At 55.9% G+C, this 17241-nt stretch carries 12 protein-coding genes; 8 read left to right on the forward strand and 4 right to left on the reverse strand.

The window, feature by feature from the left end; translation table 11 throughout:
* The first annotated feature begins 31 nt into the window (after nt 1-31).
* The 7 genes from hscB to O9K67_RS06605 all read left to right on the forward strand — a co-directional run bounded on the left by hscB (nt 32) and on the right by O9K67_RS06605 (nt 7333).
* Complete coding sequence (gene hscB, locus O9K67_RS06575) at nt 32-547, forward strand: co-chaperone HscB (RefSeq protein ID WP_061493705.1); 516 nt, start codon at nt 32-34, stop codon at nt 545-547.
* 17 nt (nt 548-564) lie between these two features.
* On the forward strand, nt 565-2415 hold the full coding sequence (gene hscA / locus O9K67_RS06580; protein ID WP_061493706.1) for a Fe-S protein assembly chaperone HscA: 1851 nt from the start codon (nt 565-567) through the stop codon (nt 2413-2415).
* A 1-nt stretch (nt 2416) separates the two neighbouring features.
* On the forward strand, nt 2417-2752 hold the full coding sequence (gene fdx / locus O9K67_RS06585) for an ISC system 2Fe-2S type ferredoxin (RefSeq protein WP_039079657.1): 336 nt from the start codon (nt 2417-2419) through the stop codon (nt 2750-2752).
* A 1-nt stretch (nt 2753) separates the two neighbouring features.
* The gene (iscX, locus tag O9K67_RS06590) at nt 2754-2954 is read left to right on the forward strand and encodes a Fe-S cluster assembly protein IscX (RefSeq protein ID WP_061493707.1); all 201 of its coding nucleotides are present in this window, start codon (nt 2754-2756) and stop codon (nt 2952-2954) included.
* Between the two features lie 62 nt (nt 2955-3016).
* Nucleotides 3017-4303, forward strand: a complete 1287-nt coding sequence (gene pepB, locus O9K67_RS06595) for an aminopeptidase PepB (protein ID WP_061493708.1) — start codon at nt 3017-3019, stop codon at nt 4301-4303.
* A gap of 106 nt (nt 4304-4409) precedes the next feature.
* Nucleotides 4410-5186, forward strand: a complete 777-nt coding sequence (sseB, locus tag O9K67_RS06600) for an enhanced serine sensitivity protein SseB (protein WP_061493709.1) — start codon at nt 4410-4412, stop codon at nt 5184-5186.
* Nucleotides 5187-5344: 158 nt separating this feature from the next.
* A complete protein-coding gene (locus O9K67_RS06605; protein WP_061499823.1) occupies nt 5345-7333 on the forward strand; it encodes a M48 family metallopeptidase in 1989 nt (662 codons plus the stop codon).
* Between the two features lie 29 nt (nt 7334-7362).
* On the opposite strand, the gene O9K67_RS06610 is transcribed toward O9K67_RS06605, so the two are convergent.
* The 4 genes from O9K67_RS06610 to O9K67_RS06625 all read right to left on the reverse strand — a co-directional run bounded on the left by O9K67_RS06610 (nt 7363) and on the right by O9K67_RS06625 (nt 11992).
* Entirely contained in the window at nt 7363-8133 is a 771-nt protein-coding gene (locus O9K67_RS06610; RefSeq protein WP_061493710.1) for a MurR/RpiR family transcriptional regulator, read from the reverse strand.
* Complete coding sequence (gene sseA, locus O9K67_RS06615) at nt 8134-8976, reverse strand: 3-mercaptopyruvate sulfurtransferase (RefSeq protein WP_061493711.1); 843 nt, start codon at nt 8974-8976, stop codon at nt 8134-8136.
* Nucleotides 8977-9067: 91 nt separating this feature from the next.
* Nucleotides 9068-10435, reverse strand: a complete 1368-nt coding sequence (locus tag O9K67_RS06620; protein ID WP_061493712.1) for a 6-phospho-alpha-glucosidase — start codon at nt 10433-10435, stop codon at nt 9068-9070.
* Nucleotides 10436-10447: 12 nt separating this feature from the next.
* Nucleotides 10448-11992 (reverse strand): PTS transporter subunit EIIC, encoded by a 1545-nt coding sequence (locus O9K67_RS06625; RefSeq protein ID WP_061493713.1) that lies wholly within the window; start codon nt 11990-11992, stop codon nt 10448-10450.
* A 282-nt stretch (nt 11993-12274) separates the two neighbouring features.
* Between O9K67_RS06625 and O9K67_RS06630 the strand changes: the two genes are divergently transcribed.
* Nucleotides 12275-17230 carry an alpha-2-macroglobulin family protein gene (locus O9K67_RS06630; protein ID WP_061493714.1) on the forward strand — a complete coding sequence of 1652 codons (4956 nt, stop codon included), beginning with the start codon at nt 12275-12277 and terminating at the stop codon, nt 17228-17230.
* Nucleotides 17231-17241: the final 11 nt, after the last annotated feature.

Consider the following 17241-nt stretch of genomic DNA (forward strand, 5'->3'; position numbering starts at 1 on the left):
GGTTTGTTTCGATTGCACACCCGGAACTGTTATGGATTACTTCACCCTCTTTGGGTTACCAGCCCATTACCAACTCGACACGCAGGCGCTGGCGACACGTTTCCAGGATTTACAGCGTCAGTTCCATCCTGACCGCTTTGCCAGTCAGCCGCAGGCTGAGCAACTTGCCGCCGTGCAGCAATCTGCCACCATTAATCAGGCCTGGCAAACCTTACGCAACCCACTAACGCGCGCCGAATACCTGTTGTCATTACACGGATTTGATTTAGCCTCTGAGCAACACACGGTGCGGGATACCGCTTTTTTGATGGAACAGCTGGAGCTACGCGAAGAGCTGGACGAGATTGAGCGTGCGAAAGATGCAACGCGACTGGAAGCTTTCCAGACGCGCGTGAAAGGGATGTACGACGCGCGCCATCAGTTAATGGTAGAACAGTTAGATACTCAAACGTGGGACGCAGCGGCGGATACCGTGCGTAAACTGCGTTTTCTCGATAAACTGCGCAGCGCAACAGAACAACTCGAAGAAAAACTGCTCGGTTTTTAATTTTTTGGAAGCAAACAATGGCCTTATTACAAATCAGTGAGCCCGGCCTGAGCGCCGCACCGCATCAGCGTCGCCTGGGGGCGGGCATCGACCTTGGCACCACCAATTCGCTGGTTGCCACCGTGCGCAGCGGTCAGGCGGAAACGCTGGCCGACAGCGAAGGTCGCCATTTACTCCCTTCCGTGGTGAATTACCAGGCGGACAGCCACAGTGTGGGTTATGACGCCCGCCGCAACGCCGCGCTGGATCCGGTCAACACTATTAGCTCGGTAAAACGCCTGATGGGCCGTAGTCTTGCGGACATCCAGGCGCGCTATCCACATCTGCCATGGCAGTTCCAGTCCAGCGAAAACGGTCTGCCGATGATTGTCACCGAGGCCGGTCTGGTTAACCCGATTCGTGTCTCTGCCGATATTCTCAAAGCCCTTGCTGAACGCGCGCAACAGACGCTGTCTGGCGATCTCGACGGTGTGGTGATCACGGTGCCCGCCTATTTTGATGACGCACAACGTCAGGGCACGAAAGATGCCGCGCGGCTGGCGGGGCTGCACGTGCTGCGCCTGCTGAACGAACCGACCGCGGCAGCCATTGCTTACGGTCTGGACTCGGGCAAAGAGGGCGTGATCGCCGTGTATGATCTTGGCGGCGGTACCTTTGATATCTCCATCCTGCGTCTTAGCCGCGGGGTGTTTGAAGTACTGGCCACCGGCGGTGATTCCGCTCTGGGTGGGGATGATTTTGACCACCTGTTGGCAGACTTTATTCGCGAGCAGGCGGGGCTTGACGATCGCAGCGATGCACGCCTGCAGCGAGAACTGCTGGATGCGGCCATTGCCGCGAAAATTACGCTGAGCGATGCCGACAGCGCAGCTGTCGATGTGGCGGGCTGGCAGGGTGTGATCACGCGAGCACAGTTCGACGATCTGATCGCAACCCTGGTGAAACGTACGCTGCTTTCTTGCCGTCGCGCGCTGAAAGATGCGGGCGTGGAAGCGCATGAGGTGCTGGAAGTGGTAATGGTCGGCGGCTCAACCCGCGTGCCGTTGGTACGCGAGCGTGTGGGCGAATTTTTTGGCCGCACGCCGTTGACATCGATCGATCCGGATAAGGTTGTCGCCATTGGCGCGGCAATCCAGGCGGACATTCTGGTCGGCAACAAGCCGGACAGCGAAATGCTGTTGCTGGATGTGATCCCGCTGTCGCTTGGGCTTGAAACCATGGGCGGCCTGGTGGAGAAAGTGATCCCGCGTAATACCACTATTCCGGTCGCGCGCGCACAGGAGTTCACCACTTTTAAAGATGGTCAAACTGCGATGTCCATCCATGTGATGCAGGGCGAGCGTGAACTGGTGCAGGACTGCCGCTCTCTGGCGCGTTTCTCGCTGCGGGGCATTCCTGCGCTTCCCGCTGGCGGCGCGCATATTCGCGTCACCTTCCAGGTCGATGCCGATGGTTTGCTGAGTGTGACCGCCATGGAGAAATCCACCGGGGTGGAAGCCTCAATTCAGGTGAAACCGTCATACGGTCTCACCGATGGCGAAATCGCCGACATGATCAAAGACTCCATGAGTTTTGCCGGGCAGGACGTGAAAGCACGTATGCTGGCGGAACAGAAAGTGGAAGCCGCGCGCGTACTGGAAAGTCTGTCCGGTGCGCTCGCCGCTGACGCCGCGCTGTTAAGCGCCGCAGAGCGTGCGGTCATCGACGAGGCGGTGGCGCAACTGCGCTCCGTTGCCGAGGGCGATGATACCGCCGCGATAGAACAAGCCATTAAAAATGTAGATAAACAAACCCAGGAATTTGCCGCCCGCCGCATGGACCAATCCGTGCGTACCGCGCTGAAAGGCCATTCCGTCGACGAGGTTTAATATGCCTAAAATTGTTTTTCTGCCTCATCAGGATCTCTGTCCGGATGGCGCAGTTCTGGAAGCGAAGAGCGGTGAAACCATTCTTGATGTTGCCTTGCGCGGCGGCATCGAGATTGAGCACGCCTGCGAAAAATCCTGCGCCTGCACCACCTGTCACTGTGTCGTGCGTGAGGGCTTCGATTCTCTGCCGGAAAGCAGTGAAGACGAAGATGATATGCTGGATAAAGCCTGGGGGCTGGAGCCGGAAAGTCGTTTAGGCTGCCAGGCGCGCGTCACCGATGAAGATCTGGTGGTTGAGATCCCGCGTTACACCATCAACCACGCACGGGAGCACTGATATGGGGCTGAAGTGGACCGACAGCCGTGAAATCGGCGAGGCGCTGTATGACAGCCGCCCGGATCTCGATCCGAAGACCGTTCGTTTCACCGATATGCATCAGTGGATCTGCGAACTGGAAGAGTTTGATGATGATCCGAATGCATCGAATGAAAAAATTCTCGAAGCGATTCTGCTAGTCTGGTTAGACGAAGCATCGTAATCATCTAACGGGCTGCCTTCGGGCGGCCCGTTTTCACGAATGCGCTAATAAGGATAAATAAAATGACAGAAGCCATGAAAATTACGTTAACCACGCAACCTGCCGATGCGCGCTGGGGTGAAAAAGCCGCATACAGCATCAATAATGACGGCATCGCTCTGCACCTGACCGGTAAAGATGATTTGGGGCTTATTCAGCGCGCAGCGCGTAAAATCGACGGCCTGGGCATCAAGCACGTTGCACTGAGCGGTGAAGGCTGGAATGCCGATCGTAGCTGGGCGTTTTGGGCGGGTTATAAGGGGCCGAAAGGCACGCGCAAAGTGGAGTGGGCGGCGCTTGATGAGGCTGAGCAGAAAGAGCTGGATAGCCGCCTGAAAGTCATTGACTGGGTACGCGACACCATTAACGCCCCGGCGGAAGAACTGGGCCCGGAACAACTGGCGCAGCGTGCGGTGGATCTGCTGCACAGTGTTGGAGGCGATAAAATCGCTTACCGCATCACCAAAGGTGAGGATCTGCGCGAGCAGAACTACCTCGGTCTGCATACTGTCGGACGGGGTTCCGAACGCCCGCCCGTGCTGCTGGCACTGGACTATAACCCAACCGGTAATCCGGATGCGCCGGTGTATGCCGCGCTGGTGGGGAAAGGTATTACCTTCGATTCCGGCGGTTACAGCATTAAACAGAGTGCGTTTATGGATTCAATGAAATCCGATATGGGGGGCGCGGCACTGGTAACCGGTGCACTGGCTTTCGCTATTAATCGCGGCCTGAACAAACGCGTCAAACTGTGGCTCTGCTGCGCCGACAACCTGATTAGCGGTAACGCCTTTAAATTGGGCGATATTATCCACTACCGCAACGGTAAAACCGTTGAGATCATGAATACCGATGCTGAAGGGCGTCTGGTGCTGGCCGATGGTCTGATCGACGCTTCCGCGCAGAAACCGGAACTGATCATCGACGCCGCCACGCTAACGGGTGCGGCGAAAACGGCGCTGGGCAATGACTACCATGCGCTGTTTAGCTTCGATGACGCGCTGGCTGGCCGCTTGCTGAGCAGTGCTGCCGCTGAGAATGAGCCGTTCTGGCGTTTGCCGCTGGCGGAGTTTCACCGTAATCAGCTGCCGTCGAACTTTGCCGAGCTGAACAATACTGCCAGTGCGGCTTTCCCGGCTGGCGCGAGCACCGCGGCCGGTTTTCTGTCGCACTTTGTGGAAAACTATCAGCAGGGTTGGTTGCATATCGACTGTTCCGCAACCTACCGTAAAGCGGCGGTGGAGCAGTGGGCGGCAGGGGCCACCGGCCTGGGTGTGCGCACGCTCGCGAATCTGTTAACGGCTGAGTAATATTTCATCTTTACCCTCACCCTGACGCTCTCCCGGTAAGGGGAAACGCGCGTCCTCTCCCTTCCAGGGAGAGGGGCCGGGGGAGGGTTAATTTTTCGGAATTTGTATGTCGGAAACCAAAAACGAATTAGAAACCCTGCTGGCGCAGGCGGCGACCGAACCGGCTTATCGTCCGGCGTTTTTCCGCACACTACTGGACTCCACCGTGTGGGTACCGGGAAGCGCTGCGGAAGGTGACGCGATTGCAGACGATAGCGCGCTGGATCTGCAGCACTGGGAAAAAGATGACGGAACCTCGGTGATCCCGTTCTTTACCTCACTGGGCGCATTGCAACAGGCCGTTGACGATGAACAAGCGTTTGTGGTGATGCCCGCCCGCACTCTCTTTGAGATGACGCTGGGGGAAACCTTGTTCCTCAACGCCAAACTGTCTACCGGTAAAGAGTTTACTCCGCGTGAAATCAGCCACTTAGTGGGAAAAGAGGGCAGTCCGTTAAGCCAGCAGGAAGTGCTGGAGGGCGGTAGCGCGTTGTTGCTGTCTGAAGTGGCGGAACCGCCAGCGCAGATGGTGGACTCCCTGACCACACTGTTTAAAAGCATCAAAACCGTTAAACGTGCGTTTATCTGCACCATCAAAGAGAACGCAGAGGAGCAGGCGAACCTGTTGATCGGTATTGAAGCGGAAGGGGATATCGAAGAGATTATTCACGCGGCGGGCAGCGTAGCGACGGATACCTTACCGGGCGACGAACCTATTGATATCTGCCAGGTGGTCGAAGGCGAGAAAGGTATTAGCCATTTTATGCTGGCGCACATTACGCCTTTCTATGAGCGCCGCTGGGGCAGCTTCCTGCGCGATTTTAAAAATAACCGCATTATTTAATGATCAGGTGGCGCCGCGTGCGCCGCTTATTCTCTTTGCTGGCTAAGGGTTATTGTTACTCTTCATTATGCACCCTGACTTCTTTTTACTGATAAACACATTCATGGCCGGAAAGCGGGTGCTATCGTTTACGCTACGTTGATTTGTGGTTCATTTTTATGGATAAAAAAAGCCTGCTGTATTGTTTCGGCATTCCGCTGCTGTTATTCATCTGGTCCTGTTGGCAATATTCCAGAATCAGCGACAGCGATGCCTGGGTTGTTATTGAGTGGGGCACCGCTTCGCACAACATTCTGATGCCACTTTCCCGCCGCTATGTTGCAGGCGTATCCGTCACTCTCTCCGTCATCGCACTGTTTGCAAGCACCTGCGCTGTGATATTAAGCCTTTATAGCGTACGCAAAGCCCGAATATCGACCGGGCAGTTAATTCACGCCTTTACTCTCTGCCGGAAAATGTTGCCGCTGATTATGGCTGCGCTGATGACGGCAATGGGTTTCGCGCTGGTGTCTGTTTTGCTGTATGAATTATTGTGGTTGTTAACGATTAAACAAACCACCCCGCTGAATATTAAGCTGTTCGGCGTGCTGTTACTGGTTACCGGCTGGTTGATTTTTATGGTGCTCAGTAGTCTGTTTCTGCTGAAAAGATGCTATGCGAAAATTCAACCGCAAGACCGGAACGTTTTTGGCATTGCCATGACGGAGCAGGATGCACCCACACTCTGGCGGTGGGTCAGAGAGCTGGCGCAGCGTGGTCAGGCAATAATGCCGGATAATATTGTCGTGGGATTGTTTCAGGGATTTTACGTCACGACGTTGCCAGTACAACTGGAAAAAGGCGAACGCCTGACAGGTAACACACTCTATTTTCCCGTGACGCTTGCTGCCTTTCTGGATAAAGACGAAATTGCGGCTGTTATTGGTCACGAGTTGGGGCATTTTTCCGGCCAGGACACCGCATACACACTGCATTTTGCCGGGCTTTATTCCGGCATGAAAAGTAGCCTCGACCATTTTTATCAAAACCTGAAATTCTGTGGTTGGTTCGAGCGGATCGCGCTGTCTCCCCCGGTGCATATTGGCGTCTGGTTTTATCGTCGGTTCGATGTAACGGTCAGTGGCTGGAGTCGGATGCGAGAGCTGGCGGCGGATGCTGCTGGCGCACGCACCAGCACGCCTCAGGCACTGGCCTCATCGCTGCTACGCTGCACCACGCTGGATATTGAGTTGGCGGCGCCCATGCAGCGTTTTTTAGATCGCAAACTGAGCACCACCAATCTGGTTAACACGCTTTACTCAGGGCTTTATAAACTTGGGGCGTTGAACGCCGAGGTGGCGTTGGGACGGAAGTTATCGCACCCAACCGATCATCATCCGACGGTGCGCGAGCGCCTTAAGCAGTTGAATGTGCCGCCAGATAATGTGTTACTGACGCGGGCTTCACGTCAGGTCAATGAAGCCGACTATCTCGGGCTGCATCACCTGTTGCCTGACTTCCCGGCACTTTGCCGGGCGCTCACCGCACAAGTCAGCGATGAACTGAATGCCAACCATCATGCTTACATGGAGCAGTTGCAAGAGATGGTTGCACAGGCCCGTGATGCCGTCGTGGTGTCACTGAAAAAAGGCAATGTGTGGGGCTACATTGCGCTGGCGATGATAGCGGGTTTCCCGGCATGCGTACTGTTTATCCTGAACAGGCTGCGGGGTTTGACTTTTCTGCAGTTTGATACTGTGGTGGGCGGCCTGGCAGCGATGTCGATAATTTTGGCGCTGGGCGCCTGGGCGATGTATCAACGCGTACGGCAACCCTTGTTGACTCTGCACCCGCAAGCGATTGAGAGTTATCAGCTCAGTGCGCCGTTGGCGCTGTCGAAGATTGAAGCGACCCATGTCAGCAAGTTTCGTGGGCAGAACTGCATCGAGCTGTACTGGACTGAGGGATATCAGCCGCCGGAATGTATTGTCGGGCGGTTTGTACATAATTTCATTTTTGATACGCAAAAGCGCAAAGTCATCATCACGATCCCTGGCGGGATGACACAGGGCGAGGCGCGAGAAAACATCACCCTCGGCGAGTTACATACGCGTATCCGCGAATACATTGGCGCAACCTGGGCGCGGCAGACACTCAACGATCTCTAACCGGACTGGCAGACCCGGTGTTTTGCACCCTATGTTGCCTCCAGCAACAGCAAATCCATCAACAATACCAGGTTGGATTCAAACGAGGTGATCCCCGCCGCTTCCGCCGCGAAATGCACCGCTTCGTCGTAGAGTGCGAAGTGGATATCTGCCAGTGCAGCGAGTGAGTTTGCGGAGGCGCGGGTAAACGCGACGACCGTCATGCCGACGGTGTGTGCGATCCGCACTTTATCCAGCACCTGCTCGGTTTCACCACTGCGCGATACGGCGATAAATACCTGATAGCGCGACGCATTGCTGAGAAAGATATTGCGGCTGTCGCCCGGGCCGGAGATAAATGCCGTCTTGCCCAAGACCTGCAGCTTCTTGGTTAAATACTCCGCGAACAAATATGAGAAACCTGCGCCGTAGAGAAAGAAACTCTCTTTGTCGCGCAGCAGCGCGGCGAACTGGCTGCGCTTTTCTGCCGTCACCCATTGAAAGGTCTGCTGATAATTGGCCATGAACTGTTGAAACAGCGCCGGGAGTTCAACGGAACCTTCACTGCGTTGCTCCGCAATATGCGGCGTATCGGATAAAAGCTGTTTGCAGTGCCAGATAAACTCGCTAAAGCCGCTGAAGCCCAGTTTCTGGCACAGACGGATAATGGTGGCGGTGGAGACATACGTGGCCTGCGCCAGTTGTCGCACGGTGATGTGGCCCACCAGCAGCGGATGCTCCGTCAGGTGCGCCAGGACGCGGTACTCGGCGCGGGTCAGTGACTCCCCGCGCGTCAGTAATGGCGCAAGTCGGTTATCCATTTACGCCGGTTCTACGGGTAAATCGTCGCGTGCGCCCCATTCACTCCAGGAGCCGTCATACAGCGTGACGTTTTCCGCACCCAGGGTTGTCAGCGCGAGAATAACCACCGATGCAGTGACGCCCGAACCACAGCTGGCAATAATTGGTTTATGCAAATCCACGCCCTGGCGGCGGAAAATGGCGGCGAGTTCATCGGTGGTTTTCAGCTCACCTTCCGCCACCAGATCCCCCCACGGCACATTCTTCGCACCGGGAATATGCCCGCGCTTCAGCCCTGGACGGGGCTCGTCCATTTCGCCATTAAAACGCGGTGCCGGGCGCGCATCGACAATCTGCGCTGTCCCTTCGTGACTGACTAACAGGACATCTGTCAGCTTTTTCACCACGGAGGGGTCAAAGTTGGCATTAAAATCAGACTCCGGCAACGCCACATCGCCTTTTTGCAGCGGCAGGGCATCCCGCTGCCAACCCGCGAGGCCACCGGCAAGAATTGACACCTTTTCTACGCCGTAATTGCGCAGCATCCACCAGGCGCGCGGGGCGGAGAAGAGGTTGCCTTCGTCGTAGACCACAAGGTGCTTATCCTGACTAATGCCCAGTTCGCGCATGGCGACAGCAAACGCTTCCGGGCGCATGAGCATATGTGGTAGTGACGAAGTGTGATCGGAGAGAGCTTCAATATCAAAAAATACCGCACCGGGGAGGTGCCCGGCGCGGTATTCCGCTTTAAGGTCTCGATGCTCCTGTCCAGGAGGCGCCATACGGGCGTCAATCAGCTGGATTTCAGGATCATCGCTGTGTTCTATCAGCCAGTCGGCCGCGACAAAAAACGAGGTAGACATGGTTGCCTCCGTGTCATCAACAGTAACCTGAATTGTTCACGTTTTTTCCTGACCCGACAAGTTACCTTCGCTCATGTCGCGAGCAATCTCGTTATTTTTGCACGGCTTTGCCGTTTTCCCAGGTTTTTTGCAGTGCAGGCCAGTAATCCCGGTTGGCTTCGATCATCTCATCAAGGATCGCTTTAGCATGCTGCATGGTGGGCACGGTTTTGTTCAGTGTAAAGGCCTGCAACGCTTTTTCGTAGCTGCCCTCAATGGTGGCTTCGACCAGCAGTTGTTCCGAGGCCAGTTGCTGCATCAGTAGGGTCTGGTGAAATAGAGGTACCGCCCCCATACGCACTGGCTCCGGGCCTTCGCTGGTAATATAGGCTGGCACTTCGACCATCGCATCGTAGGGTAAATTGGCAATCGCGCCTTTGTTTTCCACAATCACCAGATGGCGCTGGCGCAGGTCAAACGCCAGTGAACAGGCGACGTCAACAATAAACGCGCCGTGCACGCCCACGTGAAAAGCATCCGGCAGGATCCCACTGCGCTTATACTCCTGGGCGGCGGCAAACAGTTTTTTCTCGCGCCCGTCCATCACTTCATTGGCGCGGGTGTAGTCGGGATCCTGATGGGCAACGATCTCGTTTGGCATCAGGTAGTACTGCAAATAGGGGTTTGGCAGATATTCCGGAAAGTGATCCATGATCGGCTTGATATTGCGCCAGGTTTTCACCCATGACGGATCGGCATGTTGCGGGTCCGTTTGGGAGGCATCTTCCGTCAGCAGACCAAAACGGGCAATATGCTCGCGCAACGCAGGCAGACGATCCTCACCATCTACACGTACCTGGGTAAACCAGCCAAAGTGGTTCAGGCCAAAGTAATCGACCTCCAATTTATGGCGATCCACGCCGAGGATAGCGCCCATATTGCGCATCGCCGCCACGGGCATATCGCAGATATTCAGTACCCGTGCTTTCGGACGCAGACGGCGCACACCTTCGGCCACGATGGCTGCCGGGTTGGAATAATTGACGATCCAGGCTTTTTTATCGGCGTAACGCTCCACCAGATCGATCAGTTCCACCATCGGCAGAATCGTGCGTAGCCCGTAGGCTAGACCACCCGGGCCGCAGGTCTCCTGACCCACCACACCATGGCGCAAGGGGATTTTCTCATCCTGCTCGCGCATTTTGTACTGACCGACGCGCATCTGAGCAAAAACAAAATGTGCGCCGCTGAGCGCCGTTTCGGCATTGCTGGTCACGGTAAATTTAATGCTCTGACTGTGGTCGCGGATCACTTTCTCTACCACCGGCGCAATGGTGCTCTGCCGGGCTTCATCAATGTCATACAGGCGAATTTCCGCCAGCGGGAACGCCTCCAGTTGGACCATCAGGCTTTTCACGATGCCGGGGGTATAGGTGCTGCCGCCACCGGCGATGGATAAAATAAACGGGGGTTTAACCATTTCTGGACTCCTTCAGAGAAACATCTCAACAGCTTCTCGCATTTTTTTGACATGCAGCCCGTAGACCACCTGAACGTTATTGCCTTGTTTGATAACACCTTTTGCGCCGGTTGCTTTCAGTTGCGGTTCATCAATCGCCGCCACATCGATCACCGTCACGCGCAGGCGGGTGTAGCAGTTGTCCACCACGTCAATATTGGCGCGCCCGCCCAGACCTTCGATGATCGCTGCGCCGACGCCAGCATTGCTGCCTTTTGCCTGATACTCCTGTTTGCTGTAGAGACGAGTCTCCTGCTCATCATCTTCACGGCCTGGCGTTTTCATACCGAAGTGCACTATCAGGAAGCGGAAGATAAAAAAGTAGAGGGCGAACATAATGAGCCCAACGAGGATGTACATCGGCCAGTTGGACTTTTCGGTGCCGAGGGGCAGGTTGTAGAGCACAAAATCGATAATGCCGTTCGCGCCAATAGCATGAACGCCAAGCAGTGAGAACAGCATCATGCCGATACCTGTGAGCACGGCATGCACCACAAACAGCAGCGGTGCGACAAACAGGAAAGCAAACTCGATAGGCTCGGTGACACCGACTAAAAATGAGGTGAGCGCAGCAGGGATCAGGATCGCTTTGGCTGCGGCTTTGCGCTCAGGTTTCGCTGTCACATACATCGCCAGCGCAGCAGCGGGCAAACCGAACATTTTGCTGATACCGCGCGCATCCCAGACGACGGTGTTGCTGAGTTGCGTCACGCTCGGGCAGGCTATTTCGGCAAAGTAGATGTTACGTGCACCCTGATAAGTTGTACCGCAAATATCCGCCGTACCGCCGAGTTCGGTGTACAAAAACGGCGTATACACCAGATGGTGCAGCCCGGTCGGCACCAGGATGCGCTCAAGGAAACCGTAGACCGCAACGCCGAATGGCCCCGCACCTTTGATAGCCATCGCCAGGGCGCTGATACCCTGCTGGGCGAAAGGCCACAGTTCGCTCATGATCACACCTAATATCATCGCAACCGGCAGCATGATAATGGCGACGAAGCAGTGACCCGAGTAGATTGCCATCGCCCCGGAAAACTGTACCCCGGAATATTTATCGTACAGATAACCTGATAGCGCGCCGGTGAGGATCCCGGCGAAAACGCCCATCTCCAGCACCTGTACGCCTAACACCATACCCTGGCCTGCGGCTTTCATCTGCGCAGCAGGTGCCAGTACTCCCTGAAATTGCAGCATGACATTCATGGCGTTAATAAAGACGATAAAGGTCACCAGACCAATCAGCGCCGCATAGCCTTTATCCCGTGAGGCCAGGCCCACCGGAATGCCGACCGCGAAGACAAGGGCAAGGTTCGCCAACACCGATACAGCGGATTTGGCAATTAACTGACCGATTTGTTGAATAAGGGGGTGACCAAGAAAAGGCAGATAGTCGGCCAGGTTGCCGTTGCCGAAGATATTTCCACAGGCAATAAATAAGCCGACAATCGGCAAAATGAGCACCGGACCAAAGAGGGACTTACCAAAATTTTGTAGGGCATTCACGGCTCTGGACATAATGTTCTCTCTTATTAGAACCGCGCACAAAGGTGCACAGACAGCTTAACGGTAGCAGCAGGTCGCGTTGTTTTTCCATCTATCTTATTGTTTTAAAAACAAATGACATGAAACGTAACATGTTACGTTTCGCACTGTGATCCGCGTAACAGGGTGATCGGAAAAGCGTGACGGGACTTTGCGAAGCGCTTTCCAGAACCAAAGACACATTTTGTAATTCTTATCGTTGCGAATAATAATGTGTGGCAATGTTCAACAGGCTTTATAGGCCAGGGATAAAGAATGAAACCGCTACGCATTGCGGCGCTGACCGTCGCGCTGTTCACTACGTTTACGTTAGCCGGCTGTGATAACAACGATAAACCGCAGGCAAGCAGCTCGCCTGCTGCGGCATCCGCGCCGCAGCAAAGCCAGGCAGCCCCCACGCAAAGTAAAGAGAAACTGGCACAGCTTGCCGCGCGTAGCGAAGGTAAGCCGCTCACGCTGCTGGATGCCTCTGAAGTACAACTGGATGGCGCCGCCACGCTGGTGCTGACCTTCTCCGTTCCACTTAATCCCGATCAGGATTTTGCCTCGACCGTCCACCTGGTAGACAAAAAGAGCGGCAAAGTCGATGGTGCCTGGGAACTGGCGCCGAATCTGAAAGAGCTGCGCCTGCGCCATCTGGAGCCAAACCGCGAATTGCTGGTGTCGGTGGATCGCGGGCTAACGGCGCTGAACAAAGCCACGTTCGGCATTGATTACGAAAAAGCCATTACCACCCGCGATGTGCAGCCCAGTGTCGGCTTCGCCAGCCGTGGTTCGTTGCTGCCGGGAAAAGTGGTGGAAGGGCTGCCGGTGATGGCGCTAAACGTCGATAACGTCGACGTGAATTTCTACCGCGTGAAACCGGAGTCGCTGGCGGCGTTTATCAGCCAGTGGGAATACCGTAACGCCCTGTCAAACTGGGAGTCGGACACGTTACTGAAAATGGCCGACCTGGTGTATACCGGCCGTTTTGACCTCAACCCGGCGCGCAACACCCGTGAGAAGTTACTGTTGCCGCTCAGCAGTATTCAGCCGTTGCAACAAACCGGGGTCTATGTCGCCGTAATGAATCAGGCCGGTCATTACAACTACAGCAATGCCGCCACGCTGTTCACGCTCAGCAATATTGGCCTGTCTGCTCACCGTTACCATAATCGTCTGGATATCTTCACCCAGGGGCTGGAAAACGGCGCAGCGCTCTCCGGTATCGAGGTGATGCTGCTCAATGAGAACGGGCAAACGCTGGCGCAGGCCACCAGTGACAAAGAAGGTCATGCAACGTTAACCACCGACAAAGAAGCGGCGCTGATCCTGGCGCGTAAAGACGGTGAAACCACGCTGCTGGACCTGAAATTACCGGCACTGGATCTGGCGGAATTCGCCATTACCGGCGAACCGGGCTACAGCAAACAGTTCTTTATGTTTGGCCCACGCGATCTCTATCGTCCGGGTGAAACGGTGATCCTCAACGGACTGCTGCGCGACAGCGACGGTAAGCCGTTGACTGCGCAACCGGTGAAACTGGAAGTCGTGAAACCGGACGGGCAGGTGATCCGTACGGTGGTCAGCCAGCCGCAGAACGGGCTGTATCATTTTACCTACCCGTTGGAAGCCAGCGCGCAAACCGGGATGTGGCATATCCGCGCCAATACTGGCGATAACCAGGCGCGCGAGTGGGGCTTCCATGTTGAAGACTTTATGCCGGAGCGCATGGCGCTGAATATCACCCCGCAGGCATCACCGATTGCACCAGCGGATGACGTGGTGTTTAACGTGAACGGCCACTACCTCTATGGTGCGCCAGCGAGCGGCAACACGTTGCAAGGGCAACTCTATTTACGCCCGTTGCGCGAAGCTGTCCAGGCGTTGCCGGGGTTCCAGTTTGGCGACATCGCAGAAGAAAACCTCAGTCGTAGTCTGGATGAAGTCCACCTGACGCTGGATGACAACGGGCAGGGAGAAGTCACCACCGCAAGCCAGTGGCAGGAGAGTCATTCGCCGTTAGACGTTATTTTACAGGCCAGTCTGCTGGAGTCTGGCGGTCGCCCGGTTACACGCCGCGCACAGCAAGCCATCTGGCCTGCACAGGCGCTACCGGGTATCCGCCCGCAGTTTGCGTCAAAAGCGGTCTATGACTATCGCACCGATACCACCGTCAACCAGCCCATCGTTGACGAAGACAGTAACGCCGCGTTCGACATCGTCTATGCGGATGCCGAAGGTAACAAAAAAGCAGTCAGTGATTTGCAGGTACGGTTGATCCGCGAACGCCGCGATTATTTCTGGAACTGGTCAGAAAGTGAGGGTTGGCAGTCGCAGTTCAATCAAAAAGATTTGGTTGAAGGTGAGCAGAGCCTCAACCTGGTGGCGAATGAAACCGGTAAAGTGACCTTCCCGGTGGAGTGGGGCGCTTATCGTCTGGAGGTGAAAGGGCCGGACGATACCATCAGCAGCGTGCGTTTCTGGGCCGGTTACAGCTGGCAGGATAACAGCGACGGTGCGGGCGCCATTCGTCCGGATCGCGTCACCCTGAAACTGGATAAACCGGCCTACAAACCGGGCGATACCGTCAAGTTGCACGTTACTGCGCCTGCTGCGGGCAAAGGCTATGCAATGATCGAGTCGGCTGAAGGCCCGCTGTGGTGGCAGGAAATTGATGTGCCGGCAGACGGCCTCGATCTCTCTATTCCTATCGATCAGAAATGGCAGCGCCACGATCTTTATATCAGCACACTGGTGGTTCGCCCCGGTGACAAGTCGAAGTCCGCGACGCCGAAACGCGCGGTCGGTCTGCTGCATCTGCCGATGGGAGATGAAAACCGCCGTCTTGATGTCACGCTGAATACCCCGCAAAAAATGCGCCCGAACCAGCCGTTAACGGTGAAAGTGAAGGCGGCAGTGAAAAATGGCGACACACCTAAACAGATCAATGTGTTGCTTTCCGCAGTAGACAGCGGTGTGCTTAACATTACGGATTACGTGACGCCAGATCCGTGGCAGGGCTTCTTCGGCCAGAAACGCTACGGTGCGGATATTTACGATATCTACGGCCAGGTCATTGAAGGGCAGGGGCGTCTTGCTGCACTGCGTTTTGGTGGCGACGGCGACGAAATGAACCGTGGCGGTAAACCGCCGGTCAACCATGTCACCATTATTGCCCAGCAAGCACAGCCCGTTACACTGGATGAGCACGGTGAAGGCACGGTGACGTTGCCAATTGGTGATTTCAACGGTGAGTTGCGCGTGATGGCGCAAGCCTGGACGGCGGAAGACTTTGGTAGCAGCGAAGGCAAAGTGATTGTTGCGGCCCCTGTGATTGCCGACATGAATATGCCGCGCTTCCTCGGTAGTGGCGACACTTCCCGCTTGACGCTGGATGTCACTAATCTTACCGATCAGCCGCAAACCCTGAATGTGGCACTGGCAGCAAGTGGATTGCTGACGCTGGAGAGTGGTCAGCCTGAACCGGTAAAACTGGCTGCCGGGCAGCGTAAGACGTTGTTTATTCCGGTGCGTGCGCTGGACGGTTTTGGCGAGGGTGAGATCAGCGCGCAAATTAGCGGGCTGACGCTACCAGGCGAAACGTTTGCGCCACAGCAGAAACAGTGGAAACTTGGCGTACGTCCGGCATTTGCTGCGCAGACCGTTAACAGCGGCGCGATGCTGAATCCCGGTGAGAGCTGGCATGCCCCAGCGCAGCACCTTGCCGGAATGTCCCCGGCAACGCTGCAAGGTCGCGTGCTGTTTAGCGGCAAACCACCGTTGAACCTTGCGCGCTATATTCAGGAGCTGAAAGCCTACCCGTACGGGTGCCTGGAGCAAACCGCCAGCGGCCTGTTCCCGTCGCTCTACACCAACGCCGCACAGCTTAAAGCGCTGGGCATTAAAGGCGAGAGTGACGAGCAGCGCCGTGCTGCGGTGGATCTGGGTATCTCGCGGCTGTTGCAAATGCAGCGTGACGACGGCGGTTTCTCGCTGTGGGATAAAAGCGGTTCAGAAGAGTACTGGTTAACCGCCTACGTTACTGACTTCCTGGTCAGCGCCTCCGCCCAGGGCTACAGCGTACCGACAAATGCGCTAAATAACGCCAACAACCGCTTGCTGCGCTACCTGCAGGATCCGGCGACGATGGCAATCCGCTACAGCGACGATCTTCCTGCCACCAAATTTGCCGTACAAAGCTATGCAGCGCTGGTGCTGGCACGTCAGCAAAAAGCCCCGCTGGGTGCGCTGCGTGAAGTCTGGCAGCGCCATGAGCAGGCCAAAGCAGCGCTGCCGTTGATGCAACTGGGTGTGGCATTAAAACTGATGGGTGATGCGCAACGCAGCGAACAGGCCATCAACCTGGCGCTGAAAACGTCACGGGTGCAGAACAACCGCTGGCTGGCGGATTACGGCAGCGATCTGCGCGATAACGCGCTGATGCTGGCGCTGTTGCAGGACAACAATCTGCTGCCGCAAGTGCAAACGCGTCTGCTGACAACCTTGTCTGAACAAGCGTACGGTCAGCGCTGGTTGTCGACTCAGGAGAGTAACGCGTTGTTTTTAGCCGGGCGTAATCTGCAAAACACCTCTGGTAGCTGGCAGGCGCAAACCTCGCTCGATGCCGCTGCACTGGGTGGCGAGAATGCCCAGAGCCGTAACCTGGCTGCCGATCAGCTGGCTTCATTGCAGGTCACCAACAGCGGTTCAACCCCGTTGTGGTTACGCCTGGACAGTGCCGGTTACCCGGATCATGCGCCGACGCCTTCCGCCAATGTGCTGCGCATTGAGCGCAACATTCTTGGCACTGATGGCCGTAGCAAATCTCTTTCATCGCTGAAAAGCGGCGATTTGGTGCTGGTATGGCTGGAAGTGAGCGCCAGCCAGAATGTACCGGATGCGCTGGTGGTGGATTTACTGCCTGCCGGTCTGGAGCTGGAAAACCAGAATCTGGCCAGCAGCAGCGCCAGCTTGCAGGATAGCGGAAGTGAAGTGCAGGAACTGCTAAACCGTATGCAGCAGGCGGATATCCAGCATATGGAGTTCCGCGACGATCGCTTTGTGGCGGCAGTTCCGGTAAGCGAAGGTCAACCCGTTACGCTGGTCTATCTGGCGCGGGCAGTGACGCCGGGCCATTACCAGATTCCTGCGCCGCAGGTGGAATCCATGTACGTACCGCAGTGGCGGGCGACAGGCGCGACCAGCGGCTCGCTGACTATCGTGCCGTAACGTGAAGATCG

The organism is Kosakonia oryzendophytica (genome assembly GCF_027886705.1).
GTDB classification, from domain to species: domain Bacteria; phylum Pseudomonadota; class Gammaproteobacteria; order Enterobacterales; family Enterobacteriaceae; genus Kosakonia; species Kosakonia oryzendophytica.